The 21,628-nt window shown below is 73.7% G+C and carries 24 protein-coding genes and 1 pseudogene; 11 read left to right on the plus strand and 14 right to left on the minus strand.

The features are described from left to right. The first annotated feature begins 2 nt into the window (after nt 1-2). The 3 genes from DC008_RS32360 to DC008_RS32370 all read left to right on the plus strand — a co-directional run bounded on the left by DC008_RS32360 (nt 3) and on the right by DC008_RS32370 (nt 2,396). A complete protein-coding gene (locus DC008_RS32360; protein WP_108710044.1) occupies nt 3-1,247 on the plus strand; it encodes a cation:proton antiporter in 1,245 nt (414 codons plus the stop codon). Nucleotides 1,248-1,519: 272 nt separating this feature from the next. After that, on the plus strand, nt 1,520-1,876 hold the full coding sequence (locus DC008_RS32365; protein WP_108710045.1) for a DUF3040 domain-containing protein: 357 nt from the start codon (nt 1,520-1,522) through the stop codon (nt 1,874-1,876). A gap of 88 nt (nt 1,877-1,964) precedes the next feature. Next, nucleotides 1,965-2,396 carry a hypothetical protein gene (locus DC008_RS32370; RefSeq protein ID WP_108710046.1) on the plus strand — a complete coding sequence of 144 codons (432 nt, stop codon included), beginning with the start codon at nt 1,965-1,967 and terminating at the stop codon, nt 2,394-2,396. A gap of 64 nt (nt 2,397-2,460) precedes the next feature. Here DC008_RS32370 and DC008_RS32375 read toward each other — a convergent pair whose 3' ends face one another. From DC008_RS32375 to DC008_RS32390, 4 genes are all read right to left on the minus strand, one after another. Then, nucleotides 2,461-2,955 carry a peptidylprolyl isomerase gene (locus DC008_RS32375; RefSeq protein ID WP_055623026.1) on the minus strand — a complete coding sequence of 165 codons (495 nt, stop codon included), beginning with the start codon at nt 2,953-2,955 and terminating at the stop codon, nt 2,461-2,463. Nucleotides 2,956-3,064: 109 nt separating this feature from the next. Continuing rightward, nucleotides 3,065-3,754: a GAF and ANTAR domain-containing protein gene (locus tag DC008_RS32380; protein ID WP_108710047.1), complete on the minus strand. Its 690-nt coding sequence runs from the start codon at nt 3,752-3,754 to the stop codon at nt 3,065-3,067. A 95-nt stretch (nt 3,755-3,849) separates the two neighbouring features. After that, the gene (locus DC008_RS32385) at nt 3,850-4,329 is read right to left on the minus strand and encodes an HIT family protein (protein WP_108710048.1); all 480 of its coding nucleotides are present in this window, start codon (nt 4,327-4,329) and stop codon (nt 3,850-3,852) included. 43 nt (nt 4,330-4,372) lie between these two features. After that, on the minus strand, nt 4,373-5,743 hold the full coding sequence (locus tag DC008_RS32390) for an MFS transporter (RefSeq protein WP_108710049.1): 1,371 nt from the start codon (nt 5,741-5,743) through the stop codon (nt 4,373-4,375). 144 nt (nt 5,744-5,887) lie between these two features. Between DC008_RS32390 and DC008_RS32395 the strand changes: the two genes are divergently transcribed. From DC008_RS32395 to DC008_RS32405, 3 genes are read left to right on the plus strand one after another with little or no spacing between them, the layout of a single operon-like run. Further along, nucleotides 5,888-6,748 carry an ABC transporter ATP-binding protein gene (locus tag DC008_RS32395; protein ID WP_108710050.1) on the plus strand — a complete coding sequence of 287 codons (861 nt, stop codon included), beginning with the start codon at nt 5,888-5,890 and terminating at the stop codon, nt 6,746-6,748. Further along, nucleotides 6,745-7,731 carry an iron-siderophore ABC transporter substrate-binding protein gene (locus DC008_RS32400; protein WP_108710051.1) on the plus strand — a complete coding sequence of 329 codons (987 nt, stop codon included), beginning with the start codon at nt 6,745-6,747 and terminating at the stop codon, nt 7,729-7,731. Before DC008_RS32395 ends, DC008_RS32400 begins: the two co-directional genes overlap by 4 nt. A gap of 3 nt (nt 7,732-7,734) precedes the next feature. After that, complete coding sequence (locus tag DC008_RS32405; protein ID WP_108710052.1) at nt 7,735-9,810, plus strand: iron ABC transporter permease; 2,076 nt, start codon at nt 7,735-7,737, stop codon at nt 9,808-9,810. Here DC008_RS32405 and DC008_RS32410 read toward each other — a convergent pair. Further along, nucleotides 9,798-10,412 carry a TetR/AcrR family transcriptional regulator gene (locus tag DC008_RS32410; protein WP_244221450.1) on the minus strand — a complete coding sequence of 205 codons (615 nt, stop codon included), beginning with the start codon at nt 10,410-10,412 and terminating at the stop codon, nt 9,798-9,800. The two genes, DC008_RS32405 and DC008_RS32410, sit on opposite strands and share 13 nt — an antisense overlap. Nucleotides 10,413-10,485: 73 nt before the next feature. Here DC008_RS32410 and DC008_RS32415 point away from each other — a divergent pair, with 73 nt between their 5' ends. Then, nucleotides 10,486-11,412, plus strand: a complete 927-nt coding sequence (locus DC008_RS32415; RefSeq protein ID WP_108710054.1) for a DMT family transporter — start codon at nt 10,486-10,488, stop codon at nt 11,410-11,412. Nucleotide 11,413: 1 nt separating this feature from the next. On the opposite strand, the gene DC008_RS32420 is transcribed toward DC008_RS32415, so the two are convergent. From DC008_RS32420 to DC008_RS32450, 8 genes are all read right to left on the minus strand, one after another. Next, nucleotides 11,414-11,926, minus strand: coding sequence for a cysteine hydrolase family protein (locus DC008_RS32420; protein ID WP_235074561.1), 513 nt, complete (start codon nt 11,924-11,926; stop codon nt 11,414-11,416). A gap of 172 nt (nt 11,927-12,098) precedes the next feature. Then, nucleotides 12,099-13,571 carry an aminotransferase class I/II-fold pyridoxal phosphate-dependent enzyme gene (locus tag DC008_RS32425; protein WP_108710055.1) on the minus strand — a complete coding sequence of 491 codons (1,473 nt, stop codon included), beginning with the start codon at nt 13,569-13,571 and terminating at the stop codon, nt 12,099-12,101. A 45-nt stretch (nt 13,572-13,616) separates the two neighbouring features. Then, the gene (locus DC008_RS32430; protein WP_108710056.1) at nt 13,617-14,651 is read right to left on the minus strand and encodes an iron-containing redox enzyme family protein; all 1,035 of its coding nucleotides are present in this window, start codon (nt 14,649-14,651) and stop codon (nt 13,617-13,619) included. Then, a complete protein-coding gene (locus DC008_RS32435) occupies nt 14,648-14,872 on the minus strand; it encodes a CDGSH iron-sulfur domain-containing protein (RefSeq protein WP_108710057.1) in 225 nt (74 codons plus the stop codon). The genes DC008_RS32430 and DC008_RS32435 overlap by 4 nt, the downstream gene beginning before the upstream one ends. Then, nucleotides 14,859-15,536, minus strand: a complete 678-nt coding sequence (locus DC008_RS32440) for a HemK2/MTQ2 family protein methyltransferase (protein WP_108710058.1) — start codon at nt 15,534-15,536, stop codon at nt 14,859-14,861. The genes DC008_RS32435 and DC008_RS32440 overlap by 14 nt, the downstream gene beginning before the upstream one ends. Before the next feature lie 11 nt (nt 15,537-15,547). After that, nucleotides 15,548-16,150 (minus strand): flavodoxin family protein, encoded by a 603-nt coding sequence (locus tag DC008_RS32445; RefSeq protein WP_108710059.1) that lies wholly within the window; start codon nt 16,148-16,150, stop codon nt 15,548-15,550. 50 nt (nt 16,151-16,200) lie between these two features. Then, the gene (locus DC008_RS35570; protein ID WP_164492235.1) at nt 16,201-16,377 is read right to left on the minus strand and encodes a hypothetical protein; all 177 of its coding nucleotides are present in this window, start codon (nt 16,375-16,377) and stop codon (nt 16,201-16,203) included. 94 nt (nt 16,378-16,471) lie between these two features. Further along, entirely contained in the window at nt 16,472-18,004 is a 1,533-nt protein-coding gene (locus DC008_RS32450; protein ID WP_108710060.1) for an FAD-dependent oxidoreductase, read from the minus strand. Nucleotides 18,005-18,198: 194 nt separating this feature from the next. Between DC008_RS32450 and DC008_RS32455 the strand changes: the two genes are divergently transcribed. From DC008_RS32455 to DC008_RS32465, 4 genes and pseudogenes are all read left to right on the plus strand, one after another. Next, the gene (locus tag DC008_RS32455; RefSeq protein ID WP_055623040.1) at nt 18,199-18,672 is read left to right on the plus strand and encodes an SRPBCC family protein; all 474 of its coding nucleotides are present in this window, start codon (nt 18,199-18,201) and stop codon (nt 18,670-18,672) included. A 111-nt stretch (nt 18,673-18,783) separates the two neighbouring features. Next, nucleotides 18,784-19,715 (plus strand): annotated as a pseudogene (locus tag DC008_RS32460) (molybdopterin-dependent oxidoreductase); the annotation flags it as partial. Between the two features lie 15 nt (nt 19,716-19,730). Further along, the gene (locus tag DC008_RS36130) at nt 19,731-20,021 is read left to right on the plus strand and encodes a glycosyltransferase family 9 protein (protein WP_425276571.1); all 291 of its coding nucleotides are present in this window, start codon (nt 19,731-19,733) and stop codon (nt 20,019-20,021) included. Nucleotides 20,022-20,167: 146 nt separating this feature from the next. After that, entirely contained in the window at nt 20,168-21,385 is a 1,218-nt protein-coding gene (locus DC008_RS32465) for an ANTAR domain-containing protein (RefSeq protein ID WP_108710061.1), read from the plus strand. Nucleotides 21,386-21,431: 46 nt separating this feature from the next. On the opposite strand, the gene DC008_RS35575 is transcribed toward DC008_RS32465, so the two are convergent. Next, complete coding sequence (locus DC008_RS35575) at nt 21,432-21,569, minus strand: hypothetical protein (protein ID WP_164492405.1); 138 nt, start codon at nt 21,567-21,569, stop codon at nt 21,432-21,434. Nucleotides 21,570-21,628: the final 59 nt, after the last annotated feature.

Below are 21,628 nucleotides of genomic sequence, written 5' to 3' on the forward strand. Positions count from 1 at the left end.
CGATGCACTCCTCCGCCATCTTCCTCATCGAGTTCGGTGCGATCATCCTCGGCCTGGGCCTGCTCGGCCGGCTGGCCGGACGTCTGCAGTTCTCGCCGATCCCCCTCTATCTGCTGGCCGGTCTCGCCTTCGGCGAGGGCGGGCTGCTGCCCCTCGGCACCAGTGAGGGGTTCGTGGCGATCGGCGCCGAGATCGGCGTCATCCTGCTGCTGCTCATGCTCGGCCTGGAGTACACGGCCAGCGACCTCGTCTCCAATCTGAAGACGCAGTACCCGGCGGGTCTCGTCGACGCCACCCTGAACGCCCTGCCGGGCGCCGCCATGGCGCTGCTGCTGGGCTGGGGGCCGGTCGCCGCCGTCGTCCTGGCCGGTGTCACCTGGATCTCGTCGTCGGGCGTCATCGCGAAGGTCCTCGGCGACCTGGGCCGGCTCGGCAACCGCGAGACCCCGGTCATCCTGAGCATCCTGGTCCTCGAGGACCTGTCGATGGCCGTCTACCTGCCGATCCTCACCGCCCTGCTGGCCGGGGCCGGGATCGCGGCGGGCAGCCTGACGCTGGCCATCGCGCTCGGTGTCGCCGGGCTCGTCCTCGTCCTGGCCGTGCGCTACGGACGGCACATCTCACGCTTCGTCTCCAGCGACGACCCGGAGAAGCTGCTCCTGGTGGTGCTCGGCCTGACCCTGCTGGTCGCCGGGATCGCCCAGCAGCTCCAGGTCTCGGCGGCCGTCGGCGCCTTCCTCGTCGGCATCGCCCTGTCCGGTGAGGTCGCCGAGGGCGCGCACAATCTGCTGGCGCCCCTGCGGGACCTGTTCGCCGCCGTGTTCTTCGTCTTCTTCGGGCTGCACACCGACCCGGCGAGCATCCCGCCCGTGCTGCTGCCGGCCCTCGCGCTGGCCGTCGTCACGACCGCCACGAAGATCGCCACCGGCTACTGGGCGGCGAAGCGTGCCGACGTGGGTGTCAAGGGCCGCTGGCGGGCCGGCGGCACGCTGGTCGCCCGCGGCGAGTTCTCCATCGTCATCGCCGGACTCGCCGTCACGGCCGGCATCGAGCCCTCGCTGGGCCCGCTGGCCACCGCCTACGTCCTGATCCTCGTCGTCGTGGGCCCGCTGACCGCCCGCTACACCGAGCCGGTCGCGGCGTTCCTCACCCGCCGCAAGGGCGGCTCCACGCCGCCCCCGGCGACGGAGCGGCTGCCCGAGGAGTCCGCCGAGACGGTCCGGAGCGGACCGGCCGGAACGGCGTGAGCCGGCCGCCGGCGACGACCGGCGGCGCGTGACTCGGTAACGGCCCGGGCGGCGGTTTCCGGCGGGATACATCCCGCCGGAAACCGCCGCCCGGGCCGTTTTGTGCGAGGGGTTCGTGCAGGTCCAGCCGCCCGGGCTTGTGGGTGTCGCGGCCCGGGAAACATGGGTGCGGGGACCGATGGCCGGGGCACGACCGCCCGGGTTCGACTGTCGGTACCCCCCTCGATCGGATCGGCTCCAGGCGCGGTGACGCGCTCCGGGAAGGAGGAGCCATGCCCCCGTCCGACCACGACCGACTGGTCGCCCTCGAGGCCCAACTCCTGCGCGACGACCCGCGGTTCATCCGGCGGTTCCGCGCGGGCCGGCCCGCCCGGCCCCGCGAGTACCGGCGGACCCGCGCCTGGTGGCTGCTGGCGGCCGGCCTCGCCGGCCTCGGCACCGGGATCGCCGTGGCCGACGGGCTGTTCATCGCCGCTGGGCTGGTCCTCGCCGGGATCGCCGTGGAGCGCTGCGGGAGCCCGCCCCGGCCCGAAGCACATGGCCGGAAGGGCGGTTCCCCCGGCACACCGCCGGTGCCACCCTACGAGCGACCCCCGAACCGGCCGCGGAGGCCGTACAGGGACCAGTGAGACAATCACGGTTCAGTTTCATGCGCCGTGGCGACCGGGACTCTCCTCATCGCCGGGCGGCGGGGGTGGACCGGAAGGAAGCACCGCAGTGATCGAATGGGTGTCCCACGGCAATGGCGCCAGGCCCGTTCCCCAGCCCGTGCCCACCCGTCTGGTGTGGGCGGGGGCCTTCGGCGGCGCGCTGGTCCTCGTGGCACTCGTCAACGCCCTCGTCGGCCCCGACCGGCCCTTTCTGGCGCTGACCGCGCTGTCGCTGCTGGCCGCGTTCCTGGGGCTGGGCGCCCGCTTCAGCGCCGCCCCCGGGACGGCCGTCCTGTGCTGGCTGTTCCTCAACGCGTTCGGCGTGCCGCCCGAGGGCACGCTCACCTGGGCCGGGTCCCGTGACACGTTCTGGCTGGCGTGCCTGCTGACCGCCGCCCTGGTGGGCACGGTCCTGGCCCGGCTGCGGCACGCGCGCGCCGCGTACCGCCGGCTTGGCACCGTCGCGGGCGGCGCCCCGGAGGCTCCCGGCGACGCCTGACCTCCGCTGACGTGTACGGCCCGGCGTGGGATCCACGCCGGGCCGTATCCGTGCTGACGGTACGTCAGGCGGCGATGCCGGAGTCCTCGATGACGATCTTCTTGGCGGTCGAGCCCGAGCGGCTGCCCAGGGCCTCGACGGCCTTGACGACGTCCTCGCCCTCGACGACCTCGCCGAAGACGACGTGCTTGCCGTCCAGCCACGGCGTGACGACCGTGGTGATGAAGAACTGCGAACCGTTGGAGTTCGGTCCGGCGTTCGCCATGCTCAGCAGGAACGGACGGTCGTGCTTCAGCTGGAAGTTCTCGTCGGCGAACTTCTCGCCGTAGATGCTCTTGCCGCCGGTGCCGTTGCCGTTGGTGAAGTCGCCGCCCTGCAGCATGAACTCGGGGATCACCCGGTGGAAGGGCGCGCCCTTGTAGCCGTAGCCGTTCTGGCCGGTCGCCAGCTCACGGAAGTTGCGCGCGGTCTTCGGCACGACGTCGTCGAAGAGCCGGAAGACGATGCGGCCGAGGTCCTCGCCGTCGGCCGAGATCTGGAAAAACACGTTCTCGCTCATGCCCCTGATTCTCCACTCCCGGCTCGGCCAGGTCGAACACGGCCCCCCGGGCGTGGCGCCGGGACCGTGGTCTAGAGTGCGGCCCTCCCCGCGCGGGGGTGCCCGCTGCTCAGGTCAGGGCGCCCTTCTCGCAGATCTGCCGGGCGACCTCGCGGAGCTTGACGTTGTTCTCCTGCGAGTAGCGGCGCAGGACGTCGAAGGCCTGCGTCTCGTCCAGTCCGTGACGGCCCATGAGGATGCCCCTGGCCTCGCCGATCACATGGCGGGTGGCGACGGCCTCCTCCATCTGGGCGTGGGTGCGGGCGCTGGAGAAGGCGATCGCGGCGTGGGAGGCGAGCAGCCACCCGGCAAGCTCGCTCGCCTCGGCGAAGGCACCCGGCCTGCGGGAGTAGAGGTTCAGGGCCCCGAGATCCTCGTCCTCCGTGTAGAGCAGGAAACCCATCATGCTGCCGACCCCGAGCTCCTGGGCCCGGGGAGCGTAGCGGGGCCAGCGCACCGCGTCCGCGGTGAAGTCGGGGATGCGGTAGACGCGTTCGCCCGTTCGGGAGCGCGCGGCGTCGAAGCAGGGCCCCTCCCGCAGCTCCCCCTGGATCCGGTCGCTGACCACGACGAGGTCGTCGGTGGCGGCCAGCGTCCGCACCGCGTCGCCGCGCAGCACCAGGATTCCCGCGGCGTCGCAGCCCTCCACCAGCTCGGTGGCGGTGTGGGTGATCCGTCCCAGGGTCGCGTCGACCGACTCCTGCGCCAGGAGATCGCGTGCCATCGACGCCATCTGCCGCGCGAACCAGGCCCAGTCCATTCCGTCCTCCACCTCTCGGCGTGCGCCCTTCCAGCATTCCACGGAGCGCCGCGAGCGGTACGGGCGACGCGGCCTACGGCGATCGTCCACGCAGGTCAGAGGCGTGACGCCGACCGGTCCAGCTCAGCGCCGATCGCCGCCCGCAGGGGGGCGTGCCGTGGGCCGAGGGCGTGTTCCGGGGCGCTCCAGGAGTCGCGCGGGTACAGCCACACCGGCATCCGCACGAGACCGTCCGGCTCCCAGCCGTAGCGGGGCCACACGTGCGCGTGCAGAAAGGGGTCGGTGTTCCCGAGGATCTCGAGGTCGACCCGCCGGAAGCCCGGGTCCAGCCGTCCGCAGGCGCGCTCGACGGCCTCGCCGAGCCGGTCCATGTCGGACAGGAAGGCCGACCGCCTCTCCCGCGGCAGGTCCGAGAGCCGCTGGGCCGTCGGGTCGTCCGACAGGAGCACGCAGTAGCCGGGGAGGAACTGCACGTCCCCGATCACCGCGAACCCGGCCTCCAGTCGGCGCGGCACGGTGGGGTTGGCCCCCCGGAGCGCGCTGCCGATCCTGTCCCCGCGCCATGAGTCGCCCATGATCGGCGACAGTAGCGCGCCCGGGGCCGGGGCGCGGCGGCCGTCACCGCTTCGGCACGCACCTCCAGGCCAGTGCCGCGGCCGTGAGGTAGGCGGCGGCGCCGATCGCCATGCTGAGGCGCAGGCCGGTGGACGGGGTGGTGGCCGACAGGAGCAGGCTGCCGCCGAGGGCGACGCCGGTGGCGCTGCCGATCTGGCGGGTGGTGTTGAACAGCGCCGAGGCGGTGCCCGCGTACCCGGCGGGTACAGCGCCCATGACGGTGGTGGTCGAGCCGGTGAGGGCGAACGAGGTGCCGAAGCCCGCCGCCATCATCGGGGCGACGAGAAGGGCGTAGCCGGGGTCGGGGCCCGCGGCCGCCCACCCGGCGAGCCCCAGCGCGGCCAGCAGCATGCCGCTGATCACCAGGGGCCGGTCGCCGGTGCGGCGGGCCAGCCGGCCGGACAGGACGGAGGCGAACATGGTCATCGCCACCGCGGGGAACAGCGCGAGCCCCGTCTCGAAGGCGCTGTAGCCGCGCTCGCGCTGGAACTCCAGGCTCGCCGTGAACACCATGCCGTAGAAGGCGAAGTTGAACAGCAGGCCGATCACGGCACCACCGCTCATCGCCGGTGTGCGCAGCAGCGGCACGGGCAGTGCGGGGGAGCGGGCCAGCTTCTCGCGGACCGCGAACAGCACGGCGGCGAGAACCGCCAGGCCCAGGCCCGCGAGGACGGCCGGATCGGTCCAGCCCCGTCGTCCGGCCTCGTTGAGCGAGGTGGTCAGCAGGGCGACGGCCGCCACCACCGCGCACTGCGCCGGCCAGTCCAGGGCGCGGTCGGCGCGGCGGGGCGAGGGCGCCACGTGCCGCAGCGTCAGCGCCAGGCAGGCCGCGCCGACCGGGAGGTTGATGAGGAAGACCCAGCGCCAGCCGACCGTGGACACGAGCGCGCCGCCGAGCAGGGGACCGGCCGAGGCGGCGATGCCCGCCATGGATCCCCACAGCCCGAAGGCGCGCGAGCGGGCCGCCGGTTCCGGGTACGCCTGCTGGAGCAGCGCGAGGGAGCCGGGGACGATGAGGGCCGCCCCGAGCCCCTCCACGAGGCGCCCGGCGATGAGGGAGGGGGCGTCCGGCGCGAGCGCGCAGGCGGCGGAGGAGACCGTGAACACCGCGACACCGGCGCAGAAGACGCGGCGGTTGCCGAGCCGGTCGCCCAGCGCGCCGCCGGTCAGCAGGAAGCCGGCGAGGACCAGCGTGTAGCCGTCGGTGACCCACTGGACGCCGGTGAGCGAGGCGGACAGCTCGCGGCCGATGACGGGGACGGCGACATTGATGACGGTCACGTCCAGGATCACCATGAAGTAGCCGGCGCACACGGCCAGCAGTGGTGCCCAGCCCCGCCGTTCACCCGCAGGCCGCGCCCGGTCCACGGTCATCCCTCCTCCGGTACGGCGAGATCGCGTGGATCGTCACAGTAGGCGCCGGACGCCGTAAGTCGAGGAAGCGTACCGGAGGGGGCCGGGTGTCCATCGGGTGGATCCCCTCCCGTGATCGACTTAGGTTAGGCTAACCTCTGTCACGTGCAAGCAGAGGAGACGACCTCGGCGGCGGCGCGTCCCCGTCGTGGTCATGAACTGTCCGCCACGGACGTCACCGTGGCGTACGACGGCGTCGACGTCGTCCACAGCGCGTCGCTGTCGCTCCGGCCCGGTCGAGTGACCGTGCTGGTGGGGCCGAACGGCAGCGGGAAGTCCACCCTCCTGCGGACCGTCGCGCGCCTCCAGCGGCCGCGCACCGCCGCCCTCGTGGTCGACGGCGCCGACGGACTCGCGCTGACCCCGCGTGAGTTCTCCCGCCGCGTCGCCCTGTTGACGCAGGGCCGCCCCACCCCCAGCGGCCTGACCGTACGGGACGTCGTCGAGTTCGGCCGGTACCCCCACCGGGGCCGGTGGGGCGGGGCGGACCCGGACGGCACCGCCGCGGTCGACCGCGCGCTGGCCCTGACCGGCGTCGAGGACCTCGCCGGACGCGGCGTCGAGCACCTCTCCGGCGGCCAGTTGCAGCGGGTGTGGCTCGCGAGCTGCCTCGCCCAGGAGACCGGCGTGCTCCTGCTCGACGAACCGACGACCTACCTCGACCTGCGCTACCAGATCGAACTCCTCGACCTCGTCCGCGACCTGGCCGACGACCACGGCATCGCCGTCGGCGCCGTCCTGCACGACCTCGACCAGGCCGCGGCCCTCGCCGACCGCGTCGTCCTGCTGCACGAGGGACGTGTCGTCGCCGACGGCACCCCCGACGACGTCCTGACCGCCGAGCGGCTGACCGGTGTCTACGGCATCCGCATCGAGGTCGGCACCGACCCGCTCACCGGCCGGCTGCGCACCCGCGCGATCGGCCGCCACCACACGCGAACCGAAAGGCTCGGCACACCCTCATGAGACGCCTGATCACCACCGCGGCGGTCGCCACCGCCGCGGCCCTCGCCCTGACCTCCTGCGGCACCACCGAGCCCGCGGCCGACGACGCCGCGGCGAAGAAGCAGGACCAGGCCATCACCCTCACCGACGCCGCCGGCACGAAGGTGAAGCTCGACGGGCCCGCCAAGAAGGTCGTCGGCACCGAGTGGCACGAGGTCGAGCTGCTCGTCTCGCTCGGCGTCGACCCGGTGGGCGTCGCCGACGTCAAGGGCTACAAGACCTGGGACCAGGCCGTCCCGCTGAAGAACGAGCCCAAGGACATCGGCACCCGCGGCGAGCCCAGCATGGACACCATCGCCGCGCTCTCCCCGGACCTCGTCGTCGCCAGCACCGATCTGCCGCCCGCCGCCGTCGAGCAGCTGCGGAAGGTCGCCCCGGTCATCGAGGTGCGCTCCGCCGGCGCGTCCGACCCGCTCGGCCAGATGACGAAGAACCTCGACCTCATCGCCGAGGCCACCGGCACCACCGAACGGGCCGCCACCCTCAAGAAGGACTTCGACACCAAGCTCGCCGAGGGCGCCAAGGCCCTCGCCGACGCCGGTCTCGACGGCGCCGAGTTCGCCTTCGCCGACGGCTACGACATCTCCAACCAGGTCTCCATCCGGCCCTACACCAGCGGTTCGCTCATCGGGGCCGTCAACGAGAAGCTCGGCCTGAAGAACGCCTGGACCGTCGAGGGCGACAAGGACTACGGCCTCGGCACCACCGACGTCGAGGGCCTCACCAAGCTCCCCGCCGACGTGCGGTTCGCCTACATCGGCAACGACGGCGACAAGAGCGCCACTCCCTTCACCGGCGCCCTCGCCAAGGACAAGGTGTGGACCTCGCTGCCCTTCGTGAAGAAGGGCGAGGTGCACCGGCTGCCCGACGGCATCTGGATGTTCGGCGGCCCCGGCTCCATGGAGCGGTACGTCGACGCCGTCGTCGCCGAGCTGACGAAGTAGCGCATGGCCGTCACCGCGCCCCCCTCTGTCGCCCGGCCGGCGGCCGCCCCCTCCAGGACGGGCACGGCCGCGGTGACGGCCGCACTGATCCTGCTGGTCGCGGCCCTCGCGGTCGCCGACCTCACCCAGGGCACCGCCGACGTCGGAGCCGGTGAGGTCTGGAAGGCCCTCACCGGCCGGGCCGACGCCGGCGACGCCTCCGTCGTCGTCGCCTCCCGGCTGCCGAGGGCCGCCGCCGGCCTCCTCGTCGGCGCCGTCCTCGGCATGGCGGGCACCGCCCTCCAGGCGGTCAGCCGCAATGTGCTGGCCTCCCCGGACACCCTCGCCGTCAACGCGGGCTCGTATCTCGCCCTCGCGCTGGCCGCCGTCACCGGTGTCTCGCTGCCGCTGCTCGCCTCCTCCGGCATCGCTTTCGCCGGGAGCCTCGCCGCGGCGGCCGTCGTCCTCGGCCTCTCCGGCCCGGGCGCCGGCACCGTACGGCTCGTGCTCGCCGGCACCGCGCTCGCCCTCGGCCTCACCGCCGCCACCGAGGGACTGCTGCTGCTCTTCCCGCAGGAGACCCAGGGCCTCTACCAGTGGAACCAGGGCAGCATCGCGCAGAGCGGCTTCGACGGCCTGCTGCAGACGGCGCCGCCGGCCCTCGCCGGACTCGCCGGGCTGCTGCTGGTCGCCCGGCGCGTCGACGCCCTGGCGCTCGGCGACGACGCCGCCCGCGGCCTCGGCGTCCCCGTGCGCGCCACCCGCGTCACCGCGGTGGTCCTCGCCTCGCTGCTCTCGGCCACCGCCGTCACCCTCGCCGGGCCCATCGGTTTCGTCGGCCTGTGCGCCCCCGCCCTCGTACGGGCCCTCGCCCGCAGGGCCCGCGGCCTCACCCGCTCGCGTGTACGCCTGCCGATAGCGGGTCTCACGGGCGCCGCCCTGGTGCTCGGCTCGGACGTCCTGCTGCGCGCCCTCGTGCCCGCCGATCTCGCGGTCGCCGTGCCGACGGGCGTCGTCACCAGCCTCGTCGGCGCCGTGTTCCTCGTCGTCATGGCGGCCCGGCTGAAGGACACGGCGGGGGCGGCTCCGCCCGACCGGCTGCGCATCCGGAGCCGGGCCGTGTTCCTCACCACGACGGCCGTGCTGGCCGCCGTACTGGTGGGCGTCACGATCGCGGCCCTTCTGCTGGGCGACAGCAAACTGCTGCTGGGCGACGTCGCGAACTGGGCGCAGGGCAGAGCGGGCCGGGGTGTCTCCTTCGTCCTGGACACCCGGGTGCCCCGGGTCCTCGCGGCCCTCCTCGCGGGCGCGTCCCTCGCCCTGGCCGGCACCTTCGTGCAGGCCGTGACCCGCAACCCTCTCGCGGAGCCCGGGGTCCTCGGCGTCTCGGGCGGTGCCGCGCTGGGCGCGGTCCTGCTGGTGACGACGGTGCCGATCGCCGGATCGTGGGGCATGGCCGGCGCGGCCTTCGCGGGCGCCGCGGTCAGCTCCGTCCTCGTCTTCGGCCTCGCCGCGCGCGGTGGTTTCCGGCAGAACCGGCTCGTCCTCGTCGGCATCGGCGTCGCCACCGCCTGCACCGCGCTGATCAGCCTGCTCATCGTGCTCACCGACCCGTTCAACGCGACGAAGGCGCTGACCTGGCTGTCCGGCTCGACCTACGGCCGCACTCTGCCGGACGTCGTGCCGCTCGCCGTCGTCCTCGTCCTCGGGCTGGCCGTCGCGGTGGCCCGGCGCACGGAGCTGGACCTCGTCTCGCTCGACGACGACACTCCGCGTCTGCTGGGACTGGGCCTGGCGCGGGGCCGGTTCGGCTTCCTGGTCCTCGCGGTGCTGCTGAGCGCCACCGCTGTCGCCGCCGCCGGAACGATCGGCTTCGTCGGCCTCGTGGCCCCGCACGCGGCGCGGGCCCTGGTGGGCCGCCGGCACGTCCGGGTGCTGCCCGTCGCCGTCCTGCTGGGCGCGGTGCTGGTCGGTACGGCGGATCTGCTGGGCCGTACCGTGATCGCCCCGGCGCAGCTCGGCGCGGGCCTGATGACGGCGGCCGTCGGCACGCCGTACTTCCTGTATCTGCTGGTGCGCGGCCGGCGTCAGGGCCGCTGAGCCCGGGCGCCGCGCCCGGCCGCCTCGAGCAGGGCCTCGGCCTGGTCGCGGGCGTGGCCGATGGGGTCCGGGAACACGCCGAGGCCGTACGCGACGAGCGCCCCCTCGTGCAGCAGCATCAGTGAGCGGCCGAGCCGTTCGGCCTCGCCGGGGGCGGCCTCCCGCGCCAGGTCGGTGAAGAGGGCCAGCATCCATGCCTTCTGGCCGGTGATGACCGGGTACGCGGGATGGGACGGGTCGCTGATCTCGGCGTGGGCGTTGACCATGCTGCAGCCCTTGGAGTTGTGGTCCGCGGCCCAGGCGAGCGAGGCGTCGAAGACGGCCCGGACGCGGGCGCGGGCGCCGGGCCCGGCGACGTTCAGATGGCCGTCGAGAAAGGCCCGCCAGCGCTCGTCCCGGTCGGCGAGGTACTCCACGACCAGCTGCTCCTTGGAGCCGAACCGGTCGTAGATCGTCTTCTTGGTGACCCCGGCCTCGGTGGCGATCAGGTCGACGCCGACGGCGTGGATGCCCCGCTCGTAGAACAGCCGGTCCGCGGCCGACCGCACCCGCAGGGCGGCCGGCGTCATCGTGATCCGTCGCGGATTCCGCACGCTCTCCATGCCCCCAGTGTATACCGATCTGTATAGTTGGCCGGGTACTGACTATACCGATCTGTTTACTGGAGGCCCGCGCATGAACGCGCTGCTGTCGGCCGCCTTCGTGATCTGCTGGAGCTCCGGCTTCATCGGGGCCAAGCTCGGCGCGGGGAGCGCCTCCGCCGTCACCCTCCTCATGTGGCGGTTCCTGCCGCTCGCCCTCGTGCTGCTCGCCGTCGCCCTGGCCCGGTCCTCCTGGCGCGGCCTCGCCCCGCGGGACGTGGCCCGGCAGGTCGTCATCGGTGCCCTTTCGCAGAGCGGCTACCTGCTCACCGTGTACTGGGCCATCCAGCTCGGCGTCTCCAGCGGCACCACGGCCCTGATCGACGGCGTGCAGCCCCTGGTCGCCGGGGCCCTGGCCGGTCCGCTCCTCCACCAGTACGTCACACGCCGCCAGTGGCTCGGTCTCGGCCTCGGCGTGGCCGGCGTCGCCGTCGTCACGAGCGCGGACGCCGCGTCCGGCGGGCATGCCGCATGGTGGGCCTACGCCGTCCCGTTCCTCGGCATGCTGTCGCTGGTCGCCGCCACCTTCCTCGAGGGCCGCGCCCGTACGAAGGTGGCGCCCGAGGCCGCGCTGACCACGCACTGCCTCACCAGCGCCGTCGTCTTCACCGCGCTGGCCGTCGGCTCCGGCGCGGCCGTCCCGCCCGCCGATCCCGCCTTCTGGGCCGCGACCGCCTGGCTCGTCGTCCTCGCCACCTTCGGTGGCTACGGCCTGTACTGGATCATCCTCAGCCGCTCGGGCGTCACCCAGGTGAACACCTTGATGTTCCTGATGGCACCCGTGACGGCCGTCTGGGGGGCGCTCATGTTCGGCGAGCCCTTCGGCGTCCGGACCGCCCTCGGACTCGCCGTCGCCCTCGCCGCCGTGCTCGTCGTCCGCGGCGGCACTGATTCCGGTCACCGGCCCGCCGAACGAATCCCGGAAGACGCCGCGAAGGCGGTGACCGGGGCCCGGCGCTGACTCACGCGCCGAAGTCGACGTCCGCCGCGTCCACGATGGAGGCGCCCATGTTGAGTTCCATCATCTCCAGCGCGGCGGACGCCAGATGCGGATGGATCGAGGCGACGGTGTCCCGGGGGACCGTGACGTCCAGATGCCGGATGTGCGCGTCCAGCGCGGAGTACAGCACGCACTGCTCGGTGACCTGCCCGGCCAGCACCACGTGTCCCACGCCCAGCCGCCACAGCAGATACGACAGCGGGGTCTCGTAGAAGGCGGAGTGGCGGGCCTTCACCACGAACAGCGACTCGTCGTCCGGGCGGATCGGCTCGACCAGGTCGGCGCGCGGCCGGGACAGCGCGTTCTCCACGAGCTCGCCGTGGTGGGACCGCCAGCGCCCGAAGTTGTCGTTCGCGTAGATCACGGGCACGTCCGCCGCGCGGGCCCGCTCGATCAGCTTCGCGAGGACCGGTACGACCTGCTCGACGGACGGCACCAGGAGCTCGGCGTCCTCGTGGTCGTACGTGTTGATCATGTCGATCACGAGGAGGGCGACCTTCGTCGTGTCCGTCGGGTCGGTGCGGGGGGTGCTCCCGCTGTCGTCAGTCACGCCTCTCCCTGGGGGAAACGGGCCGGTATGGGGGAAACGCGCAGTCGAGTACCCGGCGGCGGCGCCGGTGTAACGGGTGGGGCGCGCGGGACGGCCGTCAGTCCTCGGCGACGACCCGTACGGTGCCGAGCCGCTGGTCCGCCGCGTCCGGCAGGAACATCCCGGCCTCGACACCGGTCAGCAGATACTCCAGCACCGGCTCGGTCAGGCGCTCGCCGGGCAGGACGGCGGGGATGCCCGGCGGATACGGGGTGATCATCTCGGCGGCGACCCGGCCGACGGCATCCCGTGGGGCGACCTTCTCGTGGCGTGCGAAGTAGGCGTCCCGGGGCAGTTCGGCCTGCTCCATCCGCAGCCCGGCGGGGGAGGGGACCGCGACCCGCGGTGCGTCGCGCAGCTCCGGGGCGTGCTCGGCGAGGTCGCGCAGCGCCGTGAGCAGGCGGCCCGTGGTCTCCTCGTCGTCGGCGTGGGTGAGCTGTGCGCTGATCCTGCGGTGGTCGAAAAGGTGCCCGTCGATGTGGTGGTGTTCGCGCAGCCGGTCCGCCGCCCGGTAGCCGGTGGTGCCGAGCGCGCTGATGTCGATCACGACCGGCAGCGGGTCGAAGCCGGCGGCCAGATGGGGGCCGCAGAAGTCGTCCGCGTCGTTCACATGCATGCCGTCGATGGCCTCGATCGCCTCGCGGGTGCGGGCGGCCAGCTTCAGCGCCCCGCCGACGAGGTCGTGGCCGTGCTGCACCATCTGCCGCCGCCAGGCGTCGATCCCGGCGTAGATCAGCACGTTGGGGCTGGTGGTGTCCAGCAGGTCGGCACGGGAGGCCAGCTCGGCCGGGTCGATCAGATCCCCCCGCAGATGGAAGACCGAGCCCTGCTCCAGACCGCTGCCCATCTTGTGGATGCTGGTCACACAGATGTCGGCACCCGCGTCCATCGCCCAGGCCGGCAGATCGGCGTGGAAGGGCAGGTGTGCGCCCCAGGCCTCGTCCACGACCAGCGGCTTGCCGCGCCGGTGGCAGACCTCCGCGATCCCGCTCAGATCGGCGGCCGCGCCGTACGGGGTGGGGCTGGTGACCAGGGCGCCGTCCGCGTCCGGATGCTCCTCGAACGCCTTTTCGTACGCGGCCGTGGACGGCGGGTGCGCGATGCTCCGCCCGGCGTCCCACTGGGGTTCCACCCACACCGGTTCGACCCCGGACAGGATCAGCCCGGCGACGACCGACTTGTGGGCGTCGCGGCCGACGAGGAGCTTGTGGCCGGGGCAGGCCACCGTCAGCATCGCGGCCTTCACCGACAGGGAGCTGCCGCAGGTCGAGAAGAACGTGTGGTCCGCGTGGACCGCGTCGGCCATCAGTTGTTCGGCCCGCACGAGGATCTGGTTGCGGGCGAGCCGGTCGTCGAGGCCGCCGTTGGCGAGGACGTCCCCGAAGAACACGGCGTCGCCCAGCACGGCCCGGGCCCGGGGGTCGGCGCCCCGGGCCCGTTTGTGACCCGGGGGAGTGAAGGCAAGTTCGTCCTCGTTCCCGTAGGCGGCGAGCGCTTCGAGGACCGGAGCTTCGGCGTGGTTCATCCCCATGGGGGCCGGGTTCCCCGAGTGCCGTCCCCGATGCCGGGCCGGACGTCAGGCGGTCGCGGCCACCGGCTCCGGGGTCCGCAGCGCCGACCCGCCGTCCCGCCACGCCGCGAGCAGCCGGGCGGCGAGCCGGTCCTCGAGATGGCCGGTCGCGCGGATGCCGAACACCACGTCCGCCTCCAGCCCCGGCTCCTCCTCGAGCAGCCCGCCGACGACGTCGTGCCGTACGACCTGCTCGTGCACGGCGTCCGCCTCCACGTGCTCGGCGTAGAACCGCACGGCGGCCGGGCCGGCGCCCACCCGCTCCAAAGCCTCGGCCAGCCGCCGGGACCCCGGGGACGAGGTGACCTCGACGGAGGCGAAGTGCCCCACGAGGGCGGCCCGCAGCGCCCGGTGCAGACCGAACAGCGACATCAGGTTCACCGTCGCCAGCATCTCGGCGGGCGCCGGATCGACATAGTGGCCGTACGCGGTCTCCAGGCCCAGGTCCGCCATCAGGTCGGCGAACAGCTGGGCGTGGATCTCGTCCGCGCGGCCCCCGCCGAACTCGTCGAACTCGATGGCGACCATCGCCGCCTTCGCCCGGCCGTACAGGCGGGGGATGACCCAGGCGTGCGGGTCGGCCTCCTTCAGGTGGTACAGCGAGCGCAGCGCCGCGTACTCCCGCAGCTGCCCGAGGGTGCCCTCGTCGCGCAGGAAGTGCGAGACGCTGCCGGTGCCGTCCACCGGCTCCACCTGCAGTTCGTCCAGCGCCGCCCAGGCGCTCTCCCTGTCGCCGGCCGGCACGTCGGCGCGCAGCGCGCCCAGGAACCGATCCTCCAGCGCCGCGCGCACGGACAGCAGGCCGCTGTCCCACTCCCGCGCCTCCGGCACGCCCTCGAAGCCCTGGTAGTGCAGTTCGTACAGGGCGTACAGGGCGAGCTGCAGATCGTCGCCGTACGGATCCGCCGCGGCCGGCGCCGGCACCTCCACGTCCCGCGCGCCGCGCATCAGGTCCATGACGGCGCCGGAGAGCGGGCCGCGCGGCTCGGGCAGCGCGGGCACCGTCCGCCGCGAGAGCCGCCGGGGAGTCGTCGTGGTCATGCGGTCCCGTCCTCGTCCGTCGTCGTACGTTTCGCCCGCTTGCGGTGACTGGTGTCGCACCAGGGGAAGATCTTGCTGCGGCGGCAGGTGCAGACGGCCACGCTGAACCGGTCGCAGACCGTCACCTCGCCGTCCTCGCCGACCACCTCGACCGGGCCCTCGATCAGCAGCGGGCCGTCCCGCTGCACCCGGATGCGGCGGGGCCGCTCAGACGCGCTCACCGCGGATCACCACCAGTTCCTCCGTCAGATCCTCGTCCGCGAGACCGCGCTCGCGCAGCCACTCCGCCCGGGAACGCAGCACCGGGCCGTAGGGCAGCTGTGCCCGCTCCACGACCTGGGCCCGCAGCCCGGCCGCGGTCAGCCGGGCCAGCGTGGCCTCGACCCCGCACAGATGCGAGTGCACCATCAGAAGCCTCCCCGAGGGGCGCAGCAGCGCGGGCGCGTGGTCGCAGATCCGGTCGATCAGCAGCCTTCCGTCCGCCCCCGCGTCCCAGGCCCGGGCCGCGCCCTTCGACGGGCGGCTGTCGGGCGCGGGTACATAGGGCGGGTTGGAGACGACCAGGTCGAACCGCCGGCCGGGCACCGCCGTCATCAGGTCGCCGCGGCGCAGCCGCAGGGTCTGCCCGTTCTGCCGGGCGTTCCACCAGGCGGCGGCCAGCGCCCTCCGGGAGATGTCCACGGCGGTGACGCGTCCGCCCAGGCGGGCCGCCTCCACCGCCAGCATGCCGCTGCCGGTGCCCAGATCCAGCACATCGGTCCCCGCGGTGACCCCCTCGAGGTGCAGGGCGCGGGTCAGCAGCCGGGTGTCGAACTGGGGGCGGTACACGCCCGGGAGCACCCAGCAGCGCAGGGGAGGGTGCGGAGCGAGAGCTTCTGTGGTCATGGACGCGCTCCTCAGCCCGCGGCCTGCAGCGGCCGCTCGGACAGGGCACGGGCGACACCGAGCAGGTTGTCGGCCATGGTGCGACCGGTGCTGTGCGCCCAGTCGCGGCCCCTCTGCTCGTCCAGATAGTCGGGCCCGGGGCCGGGGCCCAGATGCCAGTACGTCCAGGCCTGGCCCGGGATCGTGAAGCCGATGTCGGCGAGGGCCCCGGAGATCTCGCTGATGACGTGGTGCGCCCCGTCCTCGTTGCCGGTGACGACGACACCGGCCACCCGGTTGTACGCGACGGGGCGTCCCTGGTCGTCGGTCTCGGACAGCATCGCGTCCATGCGTTCCAGGACGCGCTGCGCCACCGACGACGGACGTCCCAGCCAGGTCGGCGAGGCCATGACGACGATCTGGGAGTCCAGAACGCGCTCGTGCACCTGGGGCCACTCGTCGCCGTCGCCCGCGTCGGTCACGACACCGGGGGCGATCTTCAGGTCGACGGCCCGTACGGACGACACCTCCACGCCCTGCTCGGCGAGCCGACCGGCGACCACCGAGGCCAACGCCTCGGTGTTGGACGGCTCGGGAGACCCCTTCAGGGTGCAGTTGATGACCAGTGCTTTCACAGTCGCTCCGGGGATCGAGGACGGGGGTCGGCCATCGGCCGGGGAGGGGCTCAGTCCTCGCCCCGGACGATGTTCCACTCGGCCTCCGCGCGGGCCGATGGCTGCGTGCTTCTGTCCTCCACGGCGGCGACGCACGTACGTATCGCCTTCTCCTCCGGGTGCCGGGACTCCATCCAGCCGGTCCGGGGCAGGTGCAGGACTTCCTTCTTCGCGGTCCGCGCGGTCACGGCGCTTCAACTTCTTCCTTGCTCGGGTGGGAGCCGGTCGCGGCTCCCTGAAGTGCCGACCGGGTGCCCCCGACCCGCGGCCGGGAAACGCGGTTCAGAGATCACGCCGGGGCAGGGGCCGCACCGCCGGGCCCTGGACCACCTGGCCGTCGGGGGCGAAGCGGGAGCCGTGGCAGGGGCACTCCCACGCCTGTTCCGCCCGGTTGAAGGACACGATGCAGCCGAGGTGCGTACAGCGGGCCGACAGCGTGTGGAGCGTGCCGTCCGCGTCCCGGTGGACGGCGCACAGTCCCGCGCCGGACCGCACCACCGCGCCGTCGCCGGGCGCGATGTCGTCCGGCGAGGGACCGCTCCCGGGCAGCGGGGTGATCCGGTCGCCCACGAAATGCCGCGCGACCTGCGCCTGGTGCGCCAGGAACCGGCCCCCCTCGCGGACGACCGGGCCCAGCCGGCGCGGGTCGTACAGCCCGCTCCACGCCACCTCGCGTCCGCCGATCAGATCCGCGAGGAGCCGGCCCGCCATGATGCCGCCGCTCATGCCCCAGCCACCGAAGCCGGTCGCCACGTACGTGTGCTCGCCGCCGGCGTGGAACGGGCCGACGAGCGGCACGGTGTCCGTCGCGTCGTTGTCCTGGGTGGCCCACCGGTGCGTGAGCGTCACCTCAGGGAAGTACCGCCGCGTCCACGCGGCCAGCCGCTCGAAGCGCTCCTCGGCGTCGGCGGTGCCGGGCGTGAAGTGCTCGCCCGTGACGATCAGCAACCGGCGTCCGTCGTCGAGCGGCGCCGTACGCACCGAGCGCGTGTTCCGCTCCGGCGTGATGTACATCTGCCGCGGCGCGTGCTCCCCGGCGATCGGGCCCGCCACCACCAGCTCCCGGCGCGAGGACAGCCGCGCGAAGAGCAGCGCGCGGTCGAACACCGGGTAGTGCGTGGCCACCACGACCTTGCGAGCCCGCACCCGCACGCCCGCCTCGGTGGTCAGGACGCACGGCTCGCCCTCGGTCAGCCCGGTCACCCGGGTGCCCTCGTACACCGCGCCGCCGAGCCGCCGCAGGTCCTCCGCCAGCGCCAGCAGGTATTTGCGCGGATGGAACTGTGCCTGCCCGTTCACCCGGACCGCGCCGGCCACCGGGAACGGCAGGTCCGTCTCCGTGACGAACTCCGCGTCCAGGCCCGCCTCCCGGGCCGCCTCCGCCTCGGCGCGCAGCTCCGGGACGTGCCGCGGGTCCTCGGCGTACGTGTGGGCCGCGGCCTCCTCCCACTCGCAGTCGACGCCCAGCTCCCGCGCGACCCGTTCCGCGTGCCCGATCGCCTCGGACTGCGAGCGCGCGTACAGCCGGGCCGCTTCCGGGCCCCTGGTGCGGCGCAGCCGGTCGTAGACCAGGGTGTGCAGCGCGGTCAGCTTGGCCGTGGTGTGCCCGGTGACCGAGGCGGCGAGCCGCCCCGCCTCCAGCACGGCCACCTCACGGCCCTGCCGGGCCAGCTCCCACGCCGTGCTCAGCCCGGCGATGCCCCCGCCGACCACGGCGACGTCGACGGAGAGGTCACCGTCCGGCGGGGGAGCGGGATCGCCGGGCGGGGCGGTCCGCAGCCAGTACGACTCGTAGGGCGTGCTCTCAGCGTTCATGGGCGCCGGGTTCCCGGCCGGCCGGGAACACACGCCGAATCGCCGGACCACGGTCGTTCGCGGGACCGACGATCTTTTGCCGGACCCACGGACTTTTACATCCCGTGGCACGGGTACCCGACCCCCGCAACGCACGACAGGCCGGGCCGCGACGCACGGAACCGGCCCGCGAGACGAGCGCATCAGGAGGATCGATGAGCACGGTCAAGGAAACGGTCGACGTGGAGGTTCCGCTGCGCCGGGCCTACGACCAGTGGACCCAGTTCGAGGACTTCCCGCGCTTCATGGAGGGCGTGGAGGAGGTCCGCCAGCTCGACGAGCGGCACAACCACTGGGTCACGAGCATCGGCGGGGTGCGGCGCGAGTTCGACACGGAGATCGTCGACCAGCTCGCCGACGACCGCATCACCTGGCGATCCGTGAGCGGGGACACCAAGCAGCGCGGCTCGGTCCGCTTCGAACCGCTGGACGACGCGCACACGCGCGTGGAACTCACGATGGACGTCGAGCCGACCGGCATGGCCGAGAAGGGCGCGGACGCCCTCGGCATGATCGACCGGCGCGTCAAGGGCGACCTGCACCGCTTCAAGGAGTACGTCGAGAAGGGCGGCAGCACCGGCGGATGGCGCGGACGCATCCGGCCGGAGGACCCCGGCACCGTCCTCTGACGGCGCGCTCGGAGCACTCCCGGCCGGTCCGTACCACGGCGGACCGGCCGGTCGTCCCGTCCGGCGGGGCGGGACGCACGTCGTCCCGACGTGGGAAGCGTGGTGACGCCCATGCGCGCCGAGGTGGACCGGATCGCCGAGCCGTGGGGCGAACGCACCCCGTACGGCCCCGGCACCCCGTGGCCGGCACGGGTCGACTCGTATCTGGGACCCGGCGTCACGGCCGGGGACGTCGACGCCTGGGTGCCGACGGCGTCCGTCCTGCACTCCAACGGGGACGCCATGGACGTCGCCGTCGCCGGCGGACGGATCGTCGGGGTCCTTGGCAGCGCCCGGGACCGCGTCAACCACGGGAGGTTCGGGCCGAAGGACCTTTCGGCTGGCAGGCCAACCGCTCCGAGGACCGGCTCACGACGCCCCTCGTGCGCCGCGACGGACGGCTGGAGCCCTGCGACGGGGACATCGCCCTCGCCAGGATCGTCGACCGCAGCAAGGACCTGCCGGAGGCGTACGGGCCCGGCTCGATCGGCTTCCACACCAGCGGCCAGCTCTTCCTCGAGGAGTACTACACCCTCGCCGTGATCGCCCGCGCCGGGATCGGCACCCACCACATCGACGGCAACACCCGGCTGTGCACGGCGACGGCGGCCGAGGCGCTGAAGGAGACCTTCGGCTGCGACGACCGGCCCGCCTCGTACACGGACGTCGACCACGCCGACGTCCTCGCGCTGTTCGGTCACAACATGGCCGAGACCCAGCCCGTGCTGTGGATGCGGGTGCTCGACCGGCTGCCCGGCCCCGAACCGCCCCGCCTGGTGTGCGTCGACCCGCGCCCGACACAGGTCGCCCGGCACGCCACCGTCCACCTCGCGCCCCGCCCGGGCACCAATGTGGCCCTGCTCAACGCGCTGCTCCACGAGATCATCCGCACCGGCCGGGTCGACCGTGCCTTCGTCGACGCGCACACCGTCGGCTTCGACGAACTCGCCGAGCGCGTCGCCGACCGCACCCCGCAATGGGTTGTCCCCGCAGCTGCTGTTCAGGGCGGGCAGGGGCGGCTGACCCCGCGCAGGTCAGCCGGCGGGGCCCACGCGGCACTCCTGGTCAGCGGTGACACCGGACTGGCCCATCTGGCGGTGGCGCACGGCACACCGTCCGTGACGCTCTTCGGCCCGGTGCCGCCCCGCCTCTGGGGGCCACCGCCTGGCGGCCGGCACATCGCCCTGTGGCGGCCGGGACCCCCCGGAGACCCGCACGGGACCGCCCCCGACCCGTGCCTGCTGCGGATCGACACCGCCGAGGTCGTCGTAGCGGCCCGCTCCCTCCTCCTCACCCCGTCCCCGGCCTGACAGGCGATCCGCCCCCTCACCGGGGTTCTCTCCTTGCCCTCCCGGCACACGCGGGCGAGGGTGGATATGCGGTCGGGCGGCGGGGCCACCCCGGCGCACCGCCCGTCCGACGCACGCGGCCGACAGGAGCGGAAGAGCGAGGCACGATGGCGAGTCGTTCCCCCCTCAGGATGGTGCCGGCCACCGGCCGTGTCACGGTGGTGTGTCTGGCCGGCGCACCGGACGCCGAGGGCTGCGTCCGGCTGGACCAGGAACTGCGGCACCATCTCGACCGCGCCGCCCGTCTGGGCCACCGGCTGGTCCTCGACATGGCCGCCGCCCCGGCGGTCGACGCCACGGTCCGGCGGACCCTGCGGGACGGGACCCTGCACCTCGCGGACGCCCCGGTCCTGGTCGTGGCGACACCCGAGGCGCGCAAGGAACTGGAGCAGGAGGAGGACCTCCCCGGCCTGCGCCTGTACGGCACACTGGCCGAGGCCCTGACAACGCTTCCCCCCACACCGGTCCCCGCCCCGACGGCCCGGCCCAGGCGGCACCGACCGGCGACCGACGCGGAGAGCCTGCGCGGCGAGGTCTTCGGACTCCGCGCCAAGGCACGCACCGCCGGGCTCATCGGCATCGCGCAGGGCATGCTCATCGCCCGCTACGGCCTGCCCGACCCCGAAGCCGCGTTCGCCCTGCTGCGAGAGGGCTCCCAGCAGCGCAACGTCCCCCTGCGGGTCCTCGCGTCCGCCGTCGTCACGGCGCCTCCGCCGCAGAGCGACGACGAGTGGTTCCCGGGACGGGGGACGCACGCCCCGCCGCCCGACACCGCGTTCCTGCGGTCCTGCGCCGGAGACGTCACCGACCGGCGGCAGATCATCGGCGCCGCCCTGGCCACGGCGATCGCCGTGGCCGAGGCAGACGCGGGCGAGGTGCACCTCACCGACCCGGCCCAGGACCACGCGCTGATCCTGGAGGCCCATCAGGGCCTCGACGCCGCCTACTGGGACGAGGTCGCCCTCGTCACCGGCCCGCCGGTCCCCGTCGCCCTGGCCCAGAGCCGGCTCGCACCCGTCGCGGTGCCCGACGTCGCCGCCGACGAGACCCTCGCGGCCCACCCGGCCGGCCAGGCCCTCCTGGCGGCGGGCAGCCACGCGGTGTACAGCGTTCCGCTGATCACCCCCGAGCGGCACTGCACCGGCACCCTGACCCTGCACCGCAACGACCCCGGCACCTGGCCGGGCACAGCCCGCCGCGCCGAACTGCTCCGCCTGGCCTCAGACGTGGCGGCCTGGCGCAGCTGGTACCGCCGCACGGTGGTCCTGGACGCCTTGGAACACCTGCACCAGCACAGGCCTGGCCGTGACCGTGACGGCCGGTGACCGGGGCTCACGGTCCCGACCAGCCGCTCTCCCGTTCCCGCTGGGCTTACGACGGGTCGCCGTCATCGTCCGCGCGGTCGCCCTCCGCCCGGGACGGGGTCGTCCGTGCCGCCTCCTCCGTCTGGGCCGGCGTGTCGTCCTGGTCGCGGTCGCCTTCGGCCCGGGACGGGGGCGATTCAGTCACGGGGGTCCTCCTCGATCCGATGAGGGAGGGGCCGGGTACCCACGCCCGTCGGGGCGAGG

It is taken from the genome of Streptomyces nigra, from assembly GCF_003074055.1.
Lineage (GTDB): Bacteria > Actinomycetota > Actinomycetes > Streptomycetales > Streptomycetaceae > Streptomyces > Streptomyces nigra.

Bases quoted from the DNA above. Each gene is read 5' to 3' on its own strand.
- DC008_RS32360 (WP_108710044.1), top strand. From the start codon at position 3: ATGCACTCCTCCGCCATCTTCCTCATCGAGTTCGGTGCGATCATCCTC.
- DC008_RS32365 (WP_108710045.1), top strand. From the start codon at position 1,520: ATGCCCCCGTCCGACCACGACCGACTGGTCGCCCTCGAGGCCCAACTC.
- DC008_RS32375 (WP_055623026.1), bottom strand. From the start codon at position 2,955: ATGAGCGAGAACGTGTTTTTCCAGATCTCGGCCGACGGCGAGGACCTC.
- DC008_RS32380 (WP_108710047.1), bottom strand. From the start codon at position 3,754: ATGGACTGGGCCTGGTTCGCGCGGCAGATGGCGTCGATGGCACGCGAT.
- DC008_RS32385 (WP_108710048.1), bottom strand. From the start codon at position 4,329: ATGGGCGACTCATGGCGCGGGGACAGGATCGGCAGCGCGCTCCGGGGG.
- DC008_RS32390 (WP_108710049.1), bottom strand. From the start codon at position 5,743: ATGACCGTGGACCGGGCGCGGCCTGCGGGTGAACGGCGGGGCTGGGCA.
- DC008_RS32400 (WP_108710051.1), top strand. From the start codon at position 6,745: ATGAGACGCCTGATCACCACCGCGGCGGTCGCCACCGCCGCGGCCCTC.
- DC008_RS32405 (WP_108710052.1), top strand. From the start codon at position 7,735: ATGGCCGTCACCGCGCCCCCCTCTGTCGCCCGGCCGGCGGCCGCCCCC.
- DC008_RS32410 (WP_244221450.1), bottom strand. From the start codon at position 10,412: ATGGAGAGCGTGCGGAATCCGCGACGGATCACGATGACGCCGGCCGCC.
- DC008_RS32415 (WP_108710054.1), top strand. From the start codon at position 10,486: ATGAACGCGCTGCTGTCGGCCGCCTTCGTGATCTGCTGGAGCTCCGGC.
- DC008_RS32420 (WP_235074561.1), bottom strand. From the start codon at position 11,926: ATGATCAACACGTACGACCACGAGGACGCCGAGCTCCTGGTGCCGTCC.
- DC008_RS32425 (WP_108710055.1), bottom strand. From the start codon at position 13,571: ATGGGGATGAACCACGCCGAAGCTCCGGTCCTCGAAGCGCTCGCCGCC.
- DC008_RS32430 (WP_108710056.1), bottom strand. From the start codon at position 14,651: ATGACCACGACGACTCCCCGGCGGCTCTCGCGGCGGACGGTGCCCGCG.
- DC008_RS32440 (WP_108710058.1), bottom strand. From the start codon at position 15,536: ATGACCACAGAAGCTCTCGCTCCGCACCCTCCCCTGCGCTGCTGGGTG.
- DC008_RS32450 (WP_108710060.1), bottom strand. From the start codon at position 18,004: ATGAACGCTGAGAGCACGCCCTACGAGTCGTACTGGCTGCGGACCGCC.
- DC008_RS32455 (WP_055623040.1), top strand. From the start codon at position 18,199: ATGAGCACGGTCAAGGAAACGGTCGACGTGGAGGTTCCGCTGCGCCGG.
- DC008_RS32465 (WP_108710061.1), top strand. From the start codon at position 20,168: ATGGCGAGTCGTTCCCCCCTCAGGATGGTGCCGGCCACCGGCCGTGTC.